Below are 17,655 nucleotides of genomic sequence, written 5' to 3' on the forward strand. Positions count from 1 at the left end.
GCCACCTCTCCGGGTCGCGGGTCACTGAACGTGGACATAACCTCGCAAACGTGATCTCGCCCGTGAGCCGAACCCGGATCCTCATACCGGGCCGGGCCCTGCTCGCCGTCCTGATGGCGGTGTGCTGGCTGGCCCTTCCCGCCGTGCTGACCGCGCGCGCCGACGACCCCGTCACGCTGTCCCGGAACGGGCAGATCACCGACAAGGCCGGCGCGCTGGGAAACCGCAAGGACCAGGTCGCCTCCGCACTCGACCAGCTGTACGACAAACGCCGTGTCCAGCTTTTCGTGGCGTACGTCCGTGACTTCTCCGGGCGGTCCGCGCAGAACTGGGCCGACGAGACGGCCAACCGCAACGGGCTCGGACGCGACGACATCCTGCTCGCCGTCGCCACCCACGACCGGCAGTACGCGTACTCGGTCGACCAGGACTCCCGCTTCACCGACGCCCAGCTCCACGATGTGGCGAGCACCGCCATCGAGCCGGCGCTCAAGGAGAACGACTGGGCGGGGGCCGCGATCGGGGCGGCCGACGGGTACTCCGCCGTCCTGACCGGCGCGGCCGTGCCCACCCCGACGATCACCCCGGGCGCCGACGACCCGGGGACGGGGGATTCCGGCGGGACGTCCGTCGGGGACCTGGTCCTGCCGATCGTGGTCGTCGTCGGAGCCGGGGCGGTCGCCGTCTACGCGTACACCCGGCGCAAGCGGCGCACCGCGACCCGTACGACGCCCGGTGCGACCGGCTGGGGACCGGGAGGCGCCGACCGGAGCGCGTCACCGGAACCGCCCACTCCGCTGCCGGAGCTCGACGCGCGGGCCAAGGAGACGCTGGTCGACACGGACGATGCGGTCCGCACCAGCGACGAAGAACTCGGATTCGCCACGGCCCAGTTCGGAGAGGAGGCCGCGGCACCGTTCACCGAGGCCGTCACCTATGCCAGGAGCGAGCTGACGGCCGCGTTCCGGTTGCGCCAGCAGCTCGACGACGCCTTTCCCGAGGACGACGCCACCCGCCGGCAGATGCTGGACGAGATCATCAGCCGCTGCGAGGAGGCCAACACGCGCCTGGACGCGGTCTCCGAGGACTTCGACCGGCTCCGTGCGCTCGAACGCAACGCCCCGCAGGCACTCGCCGCGGCCGAGACCGCGTTCCGTTCGCTCGCGGGCCGGGTCTCCGCGGCCGATGCGACCCTGACCTCCATGCGCAGCCGCTACGCGGAGTCGGTCTCGGCCCCCGTCGCCGGCGATATCGAACAGGCCAAGGACCGGCTCCTCTTCACGACGTCCTCGCTCAATCAGGCCCGGCAGGCGGTGGACGGCGGTGACAGCGCCGCCGCCGCCGTATACGTACGGGCCGCCGAGGGCGCGGTCGGCCAGGCGTCCACCCTCGCGGACGCCGTCGACCGGCGCGCACGGGAAGTCGAGGAGGCGGCGGGCAAGCTGCCGGCCGCGCTCACCGAGACGGAGACGGACCTGGCCGACGCGGGCGGGCTGCTGGAAGGCACCGCCGAGGGGGTGTCCACAGCGAACCTCCGGGGCCGGATCGCCCGTGCGCGGTCCGTGGTCCGCGACGTGCGGGGCGAGCTGCGGGCCGGTCCGTACGACCCGATCGACGCGCTGCGCCGGGTGGAGGAGGCGGACGCCGCTCTGGACGAGGCGTTGGCCGGTGCGCGCGAGCAGGAGCAGGGCAACCGGCGGGCCCGCTCGCTCCTCGACCAGGCGATGCTCACCGCGCGATCGGCGATCGGCGGCGCCGCCGACTACATCAGCACCAACCGGGGAGCGGTCGGCAGCCAGGCCCGGACCCGCCTGGCGGAGGCACAGCGAAGGCTGGAGCGGGCCCGCGAGCTGGCCGGGGCGGATGACGCGCAGGGGGCACTGGCCGAGGCGCACCAGGCGGACTCACTGGCCAGGCAGGCACAGAGCATGGCGGAACAGGACGTGCGGGCGTACGGGAACCGAAATGGTCCGGGCGGTGTACAAGGAGGGGGCAGCGGGGGCGGAGGCATGGGTGGTGCGGTCCTCGGCGGGATCATCCTCGGCGGGCTCCTGGGCGGGGGCGGCCGAGGAGGCGGGTTCGGGGGCAGATTCGGAGGGGGAGGCGGCCTCGGCGGAGGGGGGTTCGGCGGGGGCGGCGGGCCGGGCAGCTTCGGCGGCGGGGGCACTCGTGGGCGGCGGGGCGGCGGCGGCCGGTTCTGACCACCGCCCACGGGCGGCGGCAGCGTGCGGATCACGCGGATCACTCGTAGCACCAGGACGAATACGCAGCACTGGACACACAGGAGAGGTGCCATGACCAAGCAGACCATTCTCGGACGCGTCACCCAGCTGGCGAAGGCCAACATCAACGCGCTGCTCGACCAGGCCGAGGATCCGCAGAAGATGCTGGACCAGCTGATCCGCGACTACACGTCCAACATCTCGGAGGCCGAACAGGCCGTGGCCGCCACGATCGGCAATCTGCGGCTGATGGAGCAGGACCACCGGGAGGATGTCGGGGCCGCCAAGGAGTGGGGTGAGAAGGCCCTCGCCGCCAGCCGCAAGGCGGACGAGCTGCGTGCGGCCGGGTCGGCGGCCGACGCCGACAAGTTCGACAACCTGGCCAAGGTCGCGCTCGGCAGACAGCTTCAGTCGGAGAAGGAGGCGAGGACCGCGGAGCCCACCATCGCCTCGCAGACGGAGGTGGTGGACAAGCTCAAGTCCGGCCTGGACCAGATGAAGGCCAAGCTGGCGGAGCTGAAGTCCAAGCGGGACGAGCTGGTCGCACGGGCCAAGTCCGCCCAGGCGCAGAACCAGATGATGGATTCCGTCAAGAACATCAACGTCCTCGACCCGACCAGTGAGATCAGCCGGTTCGAGGACAAGGTGCGGCGTGAGGAGGCGAAGGCGGTGGGTAAGCAGGAGCTTGCCGCGTCGTCCCTGGACGCCCAGTTCGAGCAGTTGGACACGCTGGGGGCCAGCGCCGAGGTCGAGGCGCGTCTCGCGGCGCTGAAGACGGCCTCATGAGTCCGGTCGGGGCTGTCGCGGCCCTGTTCAGAACATGCTCAGAAGCTCCTCGACCGTACGCTCCGCGGCCGGCCGGCCATCGGGCAGCGGCAGTTCGAACCAGACCGTCTTGCCTCGCGGCGTCCGCCTCGATCCCCAGGCCGCGCTCAGCAGCCCGACCAGTTGCAGACCGCGACCGCCCTCGTCCGTGTCGCGTGCCCGCCGTCGTCGCGGCTGGACGAGGCCCGCGTCCCATACCTCGCACACGAGGGTGCGGTCGCGCAGCAGCCTGAGCCGGATCTCGCCCTCGCCGTACCGCAGGGCGTTGGTGACCAGCTCGCTGACGAGCAGTTCGGTGGTGTCCACCAGGTCGTCGAGGTCCCAGGCGAGCAACTGGCCGCGGGCGAGCTCGCGGGCGCGGCCGACCGAGCGGGGTTCGGGGGGCAGCCGCCAGTCGCCGACGGCTTCGGTCGGCAGTCCCTGGATGCGGGCCATCAGCAGGGCGATGTCGTCCTCGCCGTGGCGGGTGTCGAGGGTGCTCAGCACCCGGTCGCAGACGTCCTCAAGAGGCCGCGCGGGTTCGACGAGTGCGCCGCGCAGCGCTTCCAGCCCCTCGTCCAGCGGATGATCGCGGGACTCGACGAGGCCATCGGTGTAGAGGGCGAGGAGGGCGCCCTCCTTGAGTTCGACCTCGACTTCCTCGAAGGGTTCGCCGCCGACACCGAGCGGCATCCCGGGCGGGACGTCGAGCAGCAGCGCCGGTTCACCCGGCTCGACCACGACAGGGGGAAGATGACCGGCATTGGCGAAGGTGCACCGCCGGGTGACCGGGTCGTAGACGGCGTAGATGCAGGTCGCCAGATAGACCTCGGAGAGGTCCGCCTCGCGGGACTTGTGGGCGGCCCGCGAGGGCCACTGGGCGCCGCCGATCCCGCCGGAGGAGGTGCTGCCACCGGGGGTGCCGAGGCCCCGGGCGACCTCGTCGAGCGCGGAGAGGACCTCGGCGGGTTCCAGGTCGAGGAGGGCCAGGGTCCTCACGGCGGTGCGCAGTTCCCCCATGGCCACCGCGGCGCGCAGTCCGCGTCCCATCACATCGCCGACGACGAGGGCGGTGCGGTGCCCGGGGAGTTCGATGACGTCGAACCAGTCGCCGCCCACCTCGGTCGCCGTGTTGCCCGGCAGATAGCGGCAGGCGATGTCGAGGCCGGCGGCCTCGGGGTCGCCAGGAGGGAGCAGGCTGCGCTGGAGTATCAGGGCGCGCTCGTGCTCGCGCCGGTAGAGGCGGGCGTTATCTATACAGACGGCGGCGCGGGCGGCGAGTTCGGTGGCCAGGGCCCGGTCCCGTTCGCCGAAGGGCTCGCTGCCCTTCGTACGGGAGAACTGCACGAGGCCGACCACGGTGTCGTGGGCGACCATCGGCACGGCGAAGGTGGACTGGACGAATCCGCGGTCGTCGCCGGGCACGTCCTCGACATGGCCGGTGCGCAGGGCTACGGCACAGGGCGAGTTGAACGGGTAGCGGTGCACCGCGCCGAGTACGGGCGGTCCGGCGGCCGTCCCGGCTCGCGGGGCGTCGCCGGCGAGGCCTGGGGCGGTATCGGGCATGGCGTCCGACACGGCGCTGGCGAAGGCGACGCGGCGCAGTTCGGCGGAGCCGCCGACCGCTTCCTGGCGGAGCGAGCTCCAGCTGCCCGGCGGCGCCTCCTCGCCGGTGAGGAGCGCCTGGTAGAGGTCGACGGACGCGAGGTCGCAGAAGCCAGGTACGGCGACGTCGAGGAGTTCGCGTGCGGTGGTCTCCAGGTCGAGGGAGTTGCCGATGCGCGCACTCGCCTCGTTGAGCAGCGCGAGGTTGCGCCTGGCGCTGGCCGCCTCACGGGCGGCGATATGGCCCCGGGTGACGTCGGTGGCCAGTCCGGCGATGCCGATGGGGCGACCCGTTCCGCTGTACACCCGGTAGAGGTTCATCGACCAGTGGCGGCGCTCCGTGTCGCCCGGGGCGGTGCCGACGAGCTGGAGGTCGGTGACGGACTCGCCGGTCGCCAGGACACGGCTGAGTGTGGCGGCCAGCCGGTCGGCCTCCGCACCGGCGAGATAGTCGTGGACGGTGCGGCCGCGGTGGTCGTCGGCCCGGCCGCCGAAGACGGTGGCGAAGCGATCGTTGGCCCGCAGGACGGTGAAGTCGGTGCCGAACAGCACGAAACCGAAGGGAGATTGGCCGAAAATCGCCTGCGAGGCCGCGAGGTCGGTCTCGATGCCGCGGAGCGCGCGGACGTCCACGACGATGCAGACCGCGGCCCGTTCGCCCGTCGCCGTCTCACTCGGCATCACATAGATCTCGGCGAGCCCGTGCAGTCCGTCCTCGCCCGGCACCCGGAAGGGGACGAGACCCGTCCACTCCTTGCCGTCGAGCACCTCGCCGATGCGGCGATGACCGTCCCGGCGCAGTTCGCCGGGCATGAAGGCCTCGACCGGGTCCTTACCCACCGCCTGGTGAGCGGCAACGCCAAAGAGACCGGCGGCCCGGCGGCTCCACTGCTCGATCAGACCGTCGGGGCCGATCGAGAAGGAGGCGACCCTGATGTAGTCGTAGATCGAGCCAGGCGGACTGCTCTGCCACACGACGTCGCCCGCTGTCCCAGGTATTTCGCTCACGCGACCGTCCCCTCCAGCTCACACACCGGACCGGTCCTGCCCGCAGTATTCAGCACTACGGCCCTCACCGACACGGCGTTCACGATCACATCACGGTCTCAGTCCCTTTCAGCCAGGTTCTGCATGACCTCTGGTGATCGCTGTCCGTCCCACCCCACTCCTAACCAGGCAGGGCCAGCTCGAACCACACCGTCTTGCCACTCTTTCCATGCCTGATCCCCCAACGTCGGGCGGAGCAGGCCACGAGCTGCAGTCCTCTGCCGCCTTCGTCATCGGGTCCCGCCGTACGTTCGGTGGGCGGATCCGGAAGCGGATCGGAGACTTCCACCAACAGGCCGGGGTGAGCGGTGGGGCCGTCACCGTTGGGATGAGGGAGCACCAGTCGCACATCGATGGGCCCCGAGGCATAGCGCATGGAGTTGGTCACCAGCTCGCTGACCAGGAGTACAGCCACATCCCCGACCACCGCGTCGAGCCCCCAGCCGCGCAGCGCCTCGTGGACGGCGTGCCGGGCCGTGCGCACGGCACCGGGAACAGCCGGAAAGCTCCACTCGGCGCAGTCGCCTTCGGTATCGATCACGCCGATCACTTCCCAAGACCAGCAACGGGGAACGTCCTGTTTACGGGGGTTAAACAGGACATACCCGATATTCAGCACGGGATACCGCTCGGCGCCGACACGTGGGGCGTACGGGTGTAAGGCCATGCGCACGAACGGGTGTGCGCGCCAAGAAAGGGCGCACGGGCCCATCGGTGCGCGCCGCACGGCAAGCACCCCGCTCAGTGGTGTGCGCCGCCAGGCAGTCGCCGTACGGCTTCGGCGACCGCGGGCCGGTCCTGTTCCAGCCAGTCGACGGTGTCACTCTCGCCGGGGCCGAGCCAGCGCAGCTCGTCGTGGTCCTGAAGCGGCGCGGGCACGCCGGACACCAGACGGGCCGTCCACACCCGGAGCACATAGCCGGGCTTAAGCGGCCACTCACCGGGGATGCGCTCCAGCGGCTCCGTCTCAATGCCGAGCTCCTCGCGGAGTTCGCGCACGAGCGCCTGCTCGCCGCTCTCCCCCGGCTCCACCTTGCCACCGGGCAGTTCCCAACGGCCGGCCAGCTCGGGCGGGGCGCTACGGCGCGCGGCGAGCAGCCGCCCCCGGTCGTAGACGGCCCCGGCCACCACCACACGATCACTCATGCCCCGGAGCGTAATGCCCGGCTCCGGCCGGACCGGGAGCCCCGACACCGGACCGGAGGGTGCGGTGCCGGCGCCGACACCGGAGATACGGCGGGCTGCTGGACCGGCGGACTAAGGCCGCGCGGTCTGCCCGACGCGCTCGACCCAGTAGAGCTGCTTGTGTCCGCGTTCATCGAGCTTGTCGGCGGTCCGCTGCGCCTCGTCCTGCGTGGCGTACCTGCCCACGCGGTAGCGACTGCCGTTGTCGTCCTGCCGTATCACCAGCCAAGGGAGCACGGCACCGCTGTCGCTCATCGTGTCCCTCCCGAGCATTGCGCCCCTCCCCTGAACGGCGTGCATGTTTCTAAGGATCCCCAGGAAACCGCAGTACGCATATGCCCGAGCGTACGCCTGACCTTCACTGAACGAATACGGAATTGCACAAAGAGATACGGATCCGGCCAGGTGTGGACCAACCCCAGGGGGCGCATCCAACTGGATGCGCCCCCTGGGCGGTTCGGACCGAACCAGGCGGGCCGCACTCGGGGACCGCGCCTCCACCGCCCCCGCCCCCGGCCTCGCGCGCAGCAGCGGCCACCGGCGCCTCAGGAAGGTCCGGCACGGGAAGTTAGGAGCAGGACATGACAAGCCATCACGGGTGACGATTGCCCAGCCGTTACGGGACCCGGGCGGGCGTCAACTTGTCGTCACACGCGCCGGACGGGCGCCACCTGGGTGGACCGGAGTGGACCGGGGTGAACGAGGCCTTCCGTGGCCGGTCACCTGACAGGGAGGTGGTAGGCGATCCGGTAGCGATCGGCGGGCACCACCACATCGGCGGTCTCGACCGGCCGCCCCGATGCGTAGTAGGTGCGCTCGATCACCATCACGACATGGCCCGGCACCCCGCCGAGCGCCAGGAGCTCCTCCGCCAGCCCCGGGCGTGCGCCGACCTGTTCGGCCACGTTGTCCACGACCACATCGATCGCGGCCATCCGCTCGACCACCCCGCAGCCGCCCAACGGGCCCTCCTCCGGCAGCATCACCGGCGTGCGCCCCGTGACCGCGAGGGTCTCCCAGGAGGTCGAGAGCATCATCGGCTCGCCCGCCTCCCGGAACACGTAGCGCGTCCGCATGACACGGTCGCCCGGCTCGATCCCGAGCCGTTCGGCGATCTCCGGACTCGCCCCCTCCTGTTCACTCCGGGACTCCCAGGTCCCCCGCGCCCCCTCCGCCGTCTGCTCCTGCCGGAACGGGCTGGCACCGGTCTCCGAACGGAAGCCGGAGCGGGCGATCCGGCGCGGTACCGGGCGCTCGCGCACATACGTACCGGAGCCGGAGCGGCCCTCGACCAGGCCCTCGGCCATCAACACCTTGCGCGCCTCCAGCGCGACGGTGTCCGAGACCCCGTACTCCTCGCGGATACGCGCCTGCGACGGCAGTCGCGTATGCGGCGGCAGTGAACCATTGACGATCTTCTCTCTCAGATCGCCCGCAACGCGCAGATAGGCGGGCTGCTCACCGAAAGTCACAGGCCACTCCCCAAGAGGTTGACAGACTGCAACAGCGTCGCAACCGTCGGTTCCGGACCGCAAGCGCAGGCCAGAGATTCACTCGAAGTGATGATTCGCCGTGGACGTGCGCATTACCCGGCACGAGCCGCCAGTGCGCTTGCGGCCATCGCCTCGACGGCGAGCTGATGGCCGCCGCCGACCGAGGGCTCTCCGGGCGGCAAGGGCTCCCCGCCCTCCTCCTGGCATGCTGGCTGCCATGGCCCCCGCATACCGCTGCCCTCAGGACGGAACCCGTGCTGACGTCGCTTCGCCGGCCTGGTGCTGTCCGGTCTGTCACGGCCCCTGGGACCTCGACTTCGAGATCACGGGCCGCCTCCGTCCCGAGGCCCTGTCCGGCCGGGTCAACTCTCTCTGGCGCTACGAGGAGGTGCTGCCGCTCTCGTCTCCCACAACCACGCTGGGCGAGGGCCGCACCCCACTCGTACCGCTCACGGGTGCGGTCTCGGCCAAACTCGACTTCCTCATGCCGACGCTCTCCTTCAAGGACCGCGGCGCGGTGATGGTCGCCGAACTGGCCCGTCGACTCTCGCCCGAGCGGGTAGTGGCGGACAGCAGCGGCAACGCGGGCACCGCAGTCGCCGCCTACTGCGCCCGTGCCGGGCTGCCCTGCACGGTGTACGTCCCCGAGGGCACGTCCCCGAAGAAGACCGAGCAGATCCGGGCCCATGGATCCTGGCTGGAAATCGTCCCCGGAGACCGCGAGTCGACCGCCCTGGCCGCCCGAGCCGCCGCCGACGCACCCGGCACCTTCTACGCCTCGCACGTCTTCAACCCGTACTTCCTGCACGGCACGAAGACCTACGTGTACGAGCTGTGGGAGGACCTCGGCGGCAGGCTCCCCGACGCGCTCGCCGTACCGGTCGGCAACGGCACCCTGCTCCTCGGCGCGGCGCTGGCCATCGCGGAGCTCCGTGCCCAGGGCCTGATCGACACCGGTCCGGCCCTGATCGCCGTGCAGGCCGAGGCCGTTTCCCCGCTGGCCGCCGCCTTCCGTGCCGGGGCGGACGTGCTCCCCGACACCCCGCCCGGCCCCCTCTCCCCCACCCTCGCCGAGGGCATCGCCATCCCGCGTCCGCCGCGGGCCCAGGCAATCCTGGCGGCGGTGCGTGAGTCGGGCGGCACCTTCCTGACCGTGACCGAGGATCAGATCCGCGGCGCACAGCTGGATCTGGCCGCCCGCGGCTTCTACGTGGAGACGACAGGCGTCGCCTGCTGGGCCGCGGTCGGTGGCTGGACGGACCGCAGCGTCGTCGTACCGCTGTGCGGCGCGGGCCTCAAGACGGGTCTCGCGGCCTGAGCCGGGCCGCTCCCACGTTCTTGGGCATACCGCTTTCGGCCGGATCCTCGTTCGGCCGGCTGCCTCATCAGCCGTTCACCCGCGCGCCGTGCGCCGCCGCGCCGTGCCCGTTTCCCTACGTTCGTACCGTGAGCCTCTCGCGCATCTCTCTCCTCACGTCACTGGTCGCATGCGCTCTGATCGCGCCGTTGCCGCCCGTCGCCTACGCCTCGCACCAGGCCGCGTCCGCCCCCGCTGCCGCCGCCGATCCTGGTCCCGACGTGGCCTGCGGCCGCGACACCGACCCCGCCTGGGCCCCGACGTCCACCACGCTCGGCGAGGCCGAGGGCTACGCCCCCTACGTCGGTAACGGATACCTGGGCCACCGCGTGCCCGCCGCTGGCGCCGGATACGCGGAGCCGGGCGAGAAGACCGGCTGGCCGCTGTACACGCCGCGCTACGACGGGGCCTTCGTCTCCGGGCTCTTCGGCCGCGACCCGGATCTGGCGGCCGGCCGCGAGGTGGCCGCCGCGCTGCCGAGCTGGACCAACCTCGACGTGCGGGTGGGCGACGAGACGTACGGCTCCGCCACCCCGGCGGGCCGGATCTCCCGGTACCGCCAGACGGTGTTCCTGCGCTGCGGACTGGTGCGTACGTCGTTGCGCTGGACGACCGCCGACGGCCGCGCGACCGACCTGACGTACGAGGTGCTGACCGACCGCGCCTCCGTGCACGCCGGCGCCGTACGACTGCGGATGACCCCGCACTGGAGCGGCACTGCGACGGTCACCGGCCGCCTCGACCCGCGCGGCGCACGCCGGATCGCACTCGACGACGACGGGACGTTCCGCACGCGGGGCACCGGAACGGCCGGCGCGATCGTGCAGACGATGCGCCGGGACTCCGGCGTCACGAGCCGAACCTCCGACACCACAACCCCGGCCGCCGGCATCACAACCCCGGTCTCCGACATCACAACCTCGGCCCCCGGCACCACGGCCCCGGCCGCCGAGAACGCGAATCCGTCCCAGGTGAGCGCCGGGCGCACGTATACGTTCGAGAAGTACGTCGGGGTCGACACCACGCTCACCTCGCGCGCCCCGCGCACCACCGCGCGCGAGGCGTCCCGGCGCGCGGCGCGGCTCGGCTGGTCCGCCGTCCTGGCCGAGAACGCCGCCGTCTGGCGCCGGGACTGGTCCGCGGACGTCCTGGTACCGGGCAGCCCTGACCTCCAGAAGTGGCTGCGCTCCGCGCAGTACGGGCTCCTCGCGTCCACCCGCACCGGTTCCCGCGACAGCATCGCCCCGGCCGGACTGACCAGTGACAACTACGCGGGCATGGTGTTCTGGGACGCCGAGACCTGGATGTACCCCGGGCTGCTGGCCACCCGTCCCGAGCTGGCCCGTTCGGTGGTCGAGTACCGCTACCGCACCCGTGACCAGGCCCGTACCAACGCCGAGAAGCTGGGATTCAAGGGGCTGTTCTACCCCTGGACGAGCGCGAGCAAGGGCAACCTCTGGTCCGAGTGCCAGAGCTGGAACCCGCCGCACTGCGTCACGCAGAACCACCTCCAGGGCGATGTCTCCCTGGCCGTCTGGCAGTACTACCTGGCCACCGGCGACCGCGACTGGCTGGCCGGAAATGGCTGGCAACTCCTGGAGGGCATCGCGGACTTCTGGGCCTCGCGCGCCACCGCGAACGACGACGGCAGCTACTCCGTGAAGGAGGTGGCAGGCCCGGACGAGTACAGCAACGGCGTCACCGACGGGGTGTTCACCAACGCCGTCGCCGCGACCGCCCTGCGCAACGCCACCCGCGCGGCGCAGCTCCTCGGCCACCCCGCTCCGGCCGAGTGGAACGAGGTCGCGGACGGTCTGCGCATCCCGTACGACCCGGAACGCAAGCTCTACCTCCAGTACGCGGGCTACGACGGCTCGACGATCAAGCAGGCCGACACCGTGCTGCTCATCTACCCGCTGGAGTGGCCGATGGAGCCGGGTGCGGCGGCCGCGACGCTCGACTACTACGCGGCCCACACCGATCCGGACGGCCCGGCGATGACGGATTCGGTCCACGCGATCGACGCGGCCGCGACCGGGGAGCCCGGCTGCGCCACGTACACCTATCTCCAGCGTGCCGTGCGCCCGTTCACGCGCGGTCCGTACGCCCTCTTCAGCGAGGCGCGGGGCGCGAAGTCGGGTGCGCAGGATCCCCTGTCCGGGTTCCCCGCCGAGGACTTCCTCACCGGAAAGGGCGGCTTCCTCCAGGTGTTCACGCACGGGCTGACGGGGTTGCGGCTGCGGGAGGACGGAGTACGGCTGGACCCGATGCTGCCGCCGCAACTGCGCGAGGGGGTCACCCTGACGGGCCTGCGCTACCAGGGGCGTACGTACGACATCGCGATCGGCCCCCGGACGACGGAGGTCCGGCTGACCTCGGGTGCGCCGTTCACCCTTGACACGCCCGCCGGCCCGCGTCTCCTGTCCACCGCGCTCACCCTGCCGACCCGGCGCCCCGACCTCACCCCGACCACCGACGCGTCCCGTTGCCGCCCGGCGACGGCGACCTCGGAGACCCCCGGCCTGTACGCGGCGGCGGCGGTGGACGGCAGTACGGCGACGGCCTGGTCCCCGGACGGGGCGACGGGCACGCTGACCGTGGATCTGGGGCGGACGGCGGCGGTGACGGCGATCGTGCCGGAGTGGACGGACGTACGCCCCGCCGCACACCGGCTGGAGAGCTCGGCCGACGGGGAACACTGGGAGCCGTACCGGGCGGGGGCGGTGGCCCGCGAGGTGCGGGTGACGGTCCGGTCGGCGGATGCGGACGAGCCCACAGGTGTACGGGAGCTGAGGGTTACCCAGCCGTAGACGATCCGGGCGCTCCGGGTGCCCCGGTGGGCCCGGCGGGTCGCCCGGCCCCGGTGGGGCATTCCTCGGCCGACCGGCGGGCTGTCGGCCTAGGAGGATCGGCCGACCGGCGGGCTGTCGGCCGGCCGAGGAGGATTCCGCCCAGCACCAGGACGAGCCCGCACACCTGCCTGAGGGTGAGCGACTCCCCGGCGATCAGGGTGCCGAGCAGCACCCCGGTCACCGGGTTGAGCAGTCCGACCAGGCCGACGGTCGCGGCGGGCAGATGGCGCAGGCCCGTGAACCAGGCGGCGAACGCGACCGCGGTCGCCACCACGGCGACGTAACCGAACCCGAGGACGGCCGGCCCGTCGAGCGCGGGCGGCGCGCCCTCCACCACGGCGGCGAGGGGCAGCAGCAGGAGGCCACCGGCGATCAGCTGCCAGGAGGTCGAGGCGAGCACGTCGGCACCGGCGCCCCAGCGCTTGACGAGGATGTAGCCGAGGGACGACATCAGCATGGCGGCGACCGAGGCCAGCACTCCGCGGGCGTCGACGGAGACCGAACCGGTCAGCAGCATGAGGCACACCCCGGCGATGCCCGCGGCGGCGCCCAGCAGGGGCAGCAGGCCCGGCCGTTCCGCGACCAGCGCCCAGGCGATCAGCATCATGGCCACCGGCGAGGCCGCCATGATCGTCGAGGCGGTGCTGGTGGGGAGCAGTTGCGCGGCGACGTAGACGAGGGCGAAGAACCCGCCCATGTTGAGGACACCGAGGACCGCGGCCTTCCACCACCAGGAGCCGCGGGGCAGTTCCCGCCGGACGGCCAGGAGCAGCAGTCCGGCGGGGAGGGCCCTGATCGCGGCACCGTACAGCGGGGTCTCGGCGGGCAGGTAGGCGTGGGTGACGTAGTAGTTGGTGCCCCAGGCCACCGGTGCGATCGCCGTGATCAGTACCCATCGCAATGTAGCTTCCATGGAAACTATTATGCCTTCCACGGAAGCTATAGTGAAGCCATGCAGGATTCCTCCCCCGCCTCCCCCGCCCCTCAGCCCCTGGACCATGTCGCGCGCATCCAGGCGGAGTGGCACCGTGAACGCCCGGACCTCGATGTGAGCCCGCAGGGCGTGATCGGACGGCTGCACCGGCTCGGCGGGCTGCTCACGGAGGAGCTCTGCGTGGTGTACCGGCGATTCGGCCTGAGCGAGGGCGAGTTCGACGTGCTGGCCGCTCTGCGGCGGGCCGGGGCCCCGTTCGAGCGGGCCCCCGGGGAGCTGGCGACGCACACCATGGTCACCACCGGCGCGGTGACCAAGCGCATCGACCGTCTGGAGCGCGCCGGCCTGGTCACCCGCCGCCGCGCGGCCGGGGACGGGCGGGGCCGGGTGGTCGCCCTCACCGACGCGGGCCGGGAGCTGATCGACCAGGCGTTCACGGAGCACATGCGCAACGAACGCCGCCTCCTGGACACCCTGACCGGGGACGAGGCGGCGGCGCTGGAGCCGCTCCTGACCGCGTGGCTGGCGCGGGTGGAACCCCCGCAGGGGGGCTGAACCCGCACTCGCCGGGCGGTGGGGCGGTGGACGGTGGACGGTGGACGGTGGACGGTGGACGGTGGACGGTGGACGGTGGACGGTGGGCGGTGGGCGGTGGGACGAACAGACGGGTGGTGTGCCTGGTCCTGCGCCGTACCGCGTGCACTCGGGTGAATCCCGGCCCGGCCGGGAATAGCGGGCGCGGGTCGCTGTTGGCCACTGCATGACTTCTGAGACACGTGAGGCATTCGGACGGGTCGGAATCTGGAGCAGCGCCCTGCACGGGTCGCGGGCGGACGACGCGGGGAGGCGAGCGATCGCGGAAGCCGTCGCCGAGCTCGAAGATCTGGGGTACGGCACGCTCTGGATCGGCGGCAGCCCCTCGCCCGACGACGCCGCGGCGGTCGTCGCCGCCACCCGCAAGGCCACCGTGGCCACCGGCATCCTGAGCATCTGGGACCACACGGCGCAGGACGTGGCGGCGCGGATCGCGGCGATCGACGCGCAGGCGCGCGGGCGGTTCGTCCTCGGCCTGGGCGTCAGCCACGGCCCGATGGTGCCGCAGTACGCGAAGCCGTACAGCGCGATGGTCGCCTACCTCGACGCGCTGGACACCGCCACCCCGCCCGTGGACTCCGGGCATCGGGTTCTGGCGGCGCTCGGCCCGAGAATGCTGAAGCTGGCCACCGACAGGGCGCTGGGCGCGCACCCCTACCTCGTCACCGCCGAGCACACGGCGGAGGCGCGCGAGGCACTCGGCCCCGACGCGCTGCTCGCCCCGGAGCTGTCCGTCGTGCTCGACACCGACCCCGACCGGGCCCGCACCACTGCGCGGACCATGCTGGGGCGGTATCTCCAGCTGCCCAACTACACCGACAACCTGCTGCGCCTGGGGTTCGCGGAGAGCGACTTCGAGGGCGGCGGCAGCGTCCGCCTGCTGGACTCCCTCTTCGCCCTGGGCGACGCCGGGCAGGTGAAGGCCCGCACCCAGCAGTACCTCGACGCCGGCGCCGACCACGTCGCCCTCCAGGTACTCACCGCGGACGAGGGCGGCGCCGGCCTGCCGAGGGCCGAATGGCGCGAGCTGGCCGAGGCCTTCGGCGACGCGTTGTAGCCGGGCCGGTCCGGGCGGGGGAGGCGGCCATGACCGCGACCGTCAACGTGCGGGCCGGTCCGGGCGGGGGGCCGGCGGTGGCCGCGACCGTCAACGTGCGGGTCGCTGGATCGCGAGCGGGCTGTCGTGCCGGCCCTCTCCGGTACGGCCCGGACGCCGCGTACCGGCGTCCTCCCACCGCCCTGTCCCCGCGCCGCTGCGGACAAGGACCCTCGTGGCTCAGCCCGGAGTGATGGCCATCGTCACGGCCTTCGGCTCGGTGAAGAACTCCCGGCTGAAGGTGCCGCCTTCACGTCCGATGCCCGAGTCGCCGAATCCGCCGAAGGGGGCGCGCAGGTCCCGGACGAAGAAGCAGTTGGTCCACACCGTGCCCGCGCGCAGGGCCGCGGAGACGCGGTGGGCGCGGGACAGGTTCTCTGTGAAGACCATGGCGTTGAGGCCGAACGGGGTGCCGTTGGCGGCCGCCACCGCTTCCTCCTCCGTGTCGAACGGTGTGACCACCACGACCGGGCCGAAGATCTCCTCCTGGACGACACGCGCCGAGGCGGGTGCTCCGGTCACGACGGTCGGCCGTACCGTCCAGCCGTCACCGAGACCGCCGAGGGCCACGGTCCCGCCGTCCGCCTCCACCGTGTCGATGTACGAACGCACCTTGTCGTAGTGGGTCTTCGACGCCAGCGGACCGAGCTGGGTCAACGGGGACTTGGGGTCACCGATCACCAGTTCCTCGGCGGCGGCGCAGAACCGCCGGAGGAACTCGTCGTAGACCTCGCGCTGGACGAACAGCCGGCTGCCCGCCAGGCACACCTGCCCGGCGTTGCTGAAGATGGCCTTCACCGACCAGTCGACGGCCAGGTCGAGGTCGGCGTCGGCGAACACCAGGTTGGCGCCCTTGCCGCCCAGTTCGAGGCTGACCGGGGTGAGGTTCCCGGCTGCGGCGCGGCCGATGATCCGTCCCGTGCCGGACTCCCCGGTGAAGGTGATGCGGTCCACCCGGGGGTCCTGGGTCAGTGCCTCCCCGGCCGAGTCGGGCCCGTAACCGTGGACGACGTTGAGCACGCCGGGAGGCATTCCGGCCTCCAGGGCGAGGCGCGCCAGGATGGTCGCGGAAGCGGGGGTGTCCTCGGCCGGCTTCAGGACGACCGTGTTGCCCCAGGCCAGGGCGGGCGCGATCTTCCAAGTCTCCAGCATGAGAGGGAAGTTCCACGGCGCGATGGCGGTGACGACGCCGGCCGGTTCGAAGCGGGTGTAGGTGTGGTGGCCGCTGTCCATCGGCAGGGCCTCGCCGGCCGACATCCGGGCGTGGTCGGCGAAGAAGCGGAAGTTCATCGCGGACCGCGGGACGTCCTTGGCCGTGCTGTCCGCGATGGGCTTGCCCATGTCGGTGGTGTCGGCCATGGCGAGTTCGTCGCGGTGCACGTCGATCAGGTCCGCGAGCCGGTGCAGGACCGCGCCCCGTTCGGCGAAGCCCATCCGCGGCCACGGCCCCTTGTCGAAGGCGTCGCGTGCGGCGCCGACGGCCTCGCCGGCTTCCTCCGCTCCGCCGAGGGCCACCTCGGACCACGGCTGCCGGGTCCACGGGTCGACCGTGTCGAACCGCGCCCCGTCGCGGGACTCCTGCTCCTTGCCGTCAATGATGTGCGGAATGAGGTCCTTCATCATTGCCCTCTTCTCTCTTCGATGGTCACGTCTCCCGCCGCCCAGTGCGTGGGCGGCACTTCGCGGACGATGACGCGGATGCTGTCTCTCGGCGCGCCGACGGAGGTCTCCACCGCGTCTGTCACCGAGGTGATGAGGGCGCGCAGTTGTCGCGCCGACCTGCCCTCCACGAGCGTCACCTCGATCAGGGGCATGGCTGTCCGGCCTCCACCGCGGCGGGGGCGAACGCCCCGGCAGCCGCCTCCAGGGGAACGACCTCGGCGAAGACCGTGCCCATCAGCCGCAGGCTGTTGTGGTGCAGTTCCTCGAAGTAGCCGGCGACGGCCTCCTCGGGCACGATCGCGTGCAGGTCGCGGAAGAAGGCGTCCCGGACGGTCGACTCGATGCAGAAGTCGGTGCGCACGCCGGCCACGACCACGGTGCCGACGCCGAGCCGCTCCAGTACGTCGGCCAGCTCGGTGCGGTGGAAGGCGCTGAAGCGGGCCTTGACCACGACGGTGTCGTCGGGCAGCTGATCCAGGCCGGGCACGACGGCGGCGCCCCAAGTCCCTTCGCGCAGGCCCTCGGTGCGCAGGAAGGGGCTGCGCTGCGCGAGCAGCCCCACCGCCGTGTCGTCCGCCCACTCCATCCGGACCCAGATCACCGGCTGTCCGGCCGCGCGGGCCGCGGCGATCAGTGTGTTGATGTGCGCGGTGAGGGTGTCGAGTGCGTCGACGCGCAGGCCGGCCCGAGCGAAGACGCCCGAGGGGTCGCAGAAGTCGTTCTGCATGTCCACCACGACCAGGGCCGTCCTCGTGGTGGTGCCGTCCCGGCTGTCCGGGACTGTGGTGCGTTCTGTACTCATTC

Annotated in this window: 15 protein-coding genes; 6 read left to right on the plus strand and 9 right to left on the minus strand. The window is 71.9% G+C overall.

All coding sequences use genetic code 11. From position 1 onward, the window contains the following. Positions 1 to 62 precede the first annotated feature (62 nt). Positions 63 to 2,201 (plus strand): TPM domain-containing protein, encoded by a 2,139-nt coding sequence (locus ACZ6S6_RS33830; protein ID WP_469708853.1) that lies wholly within the window; start codon positions 63 to 65, stop codon positions 2,199 to 2,201. A 93-nt stretch (positions 2,202 to 2,294) separates the two neighbouring features. Beyond that, entirely contained in the window at positions 2,295 to 3,008 is a 714-nt protein-coding gene (locus ACZ6S6_RS33835) for a PspA/IM30 family protein (RefSeq protein ID WP_362955729.1), read from the plus strand. A gap of 27 nt (positions 3,009 to 3,035) precedes the next feature. Here the strand turns inward: ACZ6S6_RS33835 and ACZ6S6_RS33840 are convergent, their stop codons facing one another. The 5 genes from ACZ6S6_RS33840 to ACZ6S6_RS33860 all read right to left on the minus strand — a co-directional run bounded on the left by ACZ6S6_RS33840 (position 3,036) and on the right by ACZ6S6_RS33860 (position 8,335). Continuing rightward, a complete protein-coding gene (locus tag ACZ6S6_RS33840) occupies positions 3,036 to 5,606 on the minus strand; it encodes a SpoIIE family protein phosphatase (RefSeq protein WP_362956086.1) in 2,571 nt (856 codons plus the stop codon). A gap of 193 nt (positions 5,607 to 5,799) precedes the next feature. Continuing rightward, on the minus strand, positions 5,800 to 6,228 hold the full coding sequence (locus ACZ6S6_RS33845; protein ID WP_362955731.1) for an ATP-binding protein: 429 nt from the start codon (positions 6,226 to 6,228) through the stop codon (positions 5,800 to 5,802). 191 nt (positions 6,229 to 6,419) lie between these two features. After that, on the minus strand, positions 6,420 to 6,824 hold the full coding sequence (locus ACZ6S6_RS33850) for a (deoxy)nucleoside triphosphate pyrophosphohydrolase (RefSeq protein ID WP_362955734.1): 405 nt from the start codon (positions 6,822 to 6,824) through the stop codon (positions 6,420 to 6,422). Positions 6,825 to 6,935: 111 nt separating this feature from the next. Continuing rightward, positions 6,936 to 7,136 (minus strand): SPOR domain-containing protein, encoded by a 201-nt coding sequence (locus ACZ6S6_RS33855; protein WP_362955736.1) that lies wholly within the window; start codon positions 7,134 to 7,136, stop codon positions 6,936 to 6,938. Between the two features lie 446 nt (positions 7,137 to 7,582). Further along, entirely contained in the window at positions 7,583 to 8,335 is a 753-nt protein-coding gene (locus ACZ6S6_RS33860; protein WP_362955739.1) for a GntR family transcriptional regulator, read from the minus strand. Between the two features lie 238 nt (positions 8,336 to 8,573). On the opposite strand from ACZ6S6_RS33860, the gene ACZ6S6_RS33865 reads away from it, so the two are divergent. Together ACZ6S6_RS33865 and ACZ6S6_RS33870 are read left to right on the plus strand one after the other, a co-directional pair. After that, a complete protein-coding gene (locus ACZ6S6_RS33865; protein WP_469708808.1) occupies positions 8,574 to 9,674 on the plus strand; it encodes a threonine synthase in 1,101 nt (366 codons plus the stop codon). A 128-nt stretch (positions 9,675 to 9,802) separates the two neighbouring features. Continuing rightward, positions 9,803 to 12,523: a discoidin domain-containing protein gene (locus tag ACZ6S6_RS33870; protein WP_469708810.1), complete on the plus strand. Its 2,721-nt coding sequence runs from the start codon at positions 9,803 to 9,805 to the stop codon at positions 12,521 to 12,523. Here ACZ6S6_RS33870 and ACZ6S6_RS33875 read toward each other — a convergent pair. Next, positions 12,510 to 13,478, minus strand: coding sequence for a DMT family transporter (locus ACZ6S6_RS33875; protein ID WP_469708812.1), 969 nt, complete (start codon positions 13,476 to 13,478; stop codon positions 12,510 to 12,512). The two genes, ACZ6S6_RS33870 and ACZ6S6_RS33875, sit on opposite strands and share 14 nt — an antisense overlap. A gap of 39 nt (positions 13,479 to 13,517) precedes the next feature. Between ACZ6S6_RS33875 and ACZ6S6_RS33880 the strand changes: the two genes are divergently transcribed. Together ACZ6S6_RS33880 and ACZ6S6_RS33885 are read left to right on the plus strand one after the other, a co-directional pair. Next, positions 13,518 to 14,054 (plus strand): MarR family winged helix-turn-helix transcriptional regulator, encoded by a 537-nt coding sequence (locus ACZ6S6_RS33880; RefSeq protein ID WP_469708814.1) that lies wholly within the window; start codon positions 13,518 to 13,520, stop codon positions 14,052 to 14,054. Positions 14,055 to 14,259: 205 nt separating this feature from the next. Next, entirely contained in the window at positions 14,260 to 15,150 is an 891-nt protein-coding gene (locus tag ACZ6S6_RS33885) for an LLM class F420-dependent oxidoreductase (RefSeq protein ID WP_362955754.1), read from the plus strand. A gap of 219 nt (positions 15,151 to 15,369) precedes the next feature. Here the strand turns inward: ACZ6S6_RS33885 and ACZ6S6_RS33890 are convergent, their stop codons facing one another. From ACZ6S6_RS33890 to ACZ6S6_RS33900, 3 genes are read right to left on the minus strand one after another with little or no spacing between them, the layout of a single operon-like run. Continuing rightward, positions 15,370 to 16,809, minus strand: coding sequence for an aldehyde dehydrogenase (locus tag ACZ6S6_RS33890; protein WP_362956089.1), 1,440 nt, complete (start codon positions 16,807 to 16,809; stop codon positions 15,370 to 15,372). After that, positions 16,809 to 17,003 (minus strand): 2-hydroxymuconate tautomerase, encoded by a 195-nt coding sequence (locus ACZ6S6_RS33895; RefSeq protein ID WP_362955757.1) that lies wholly within the window; start codon positions 17,001 to 17,003, stop codon positions 16,809 to 16,811. Before ACZ6S6_RS33895 ends, ACZ6S6_RS33890 begins: the two co-directional genes overlap by 1 nt. Next, positions 16,994 to 17,653 (minus strand): cysteine hydrolase family protein, encoded by a 660-nt coding sequence (locus ACZ6S6_RS33900; protein ID WP_362955760.1) that lies wholly within the window; start codon positions 17,651 to 17,653, stop codon positions 16,994 to 16,996. Before ACZ6S6_RS33900 ends, ACZ6S6_RS33895 begins: the two co-directional genes overlap by 10 nt. Between the last annotated feature and the right edge of the window lie 2 nt (positions 17,654 to 17,655).

It is taken from the genome of Streptomyces sp. NPDC048671 (assembly GCF_055587045.1).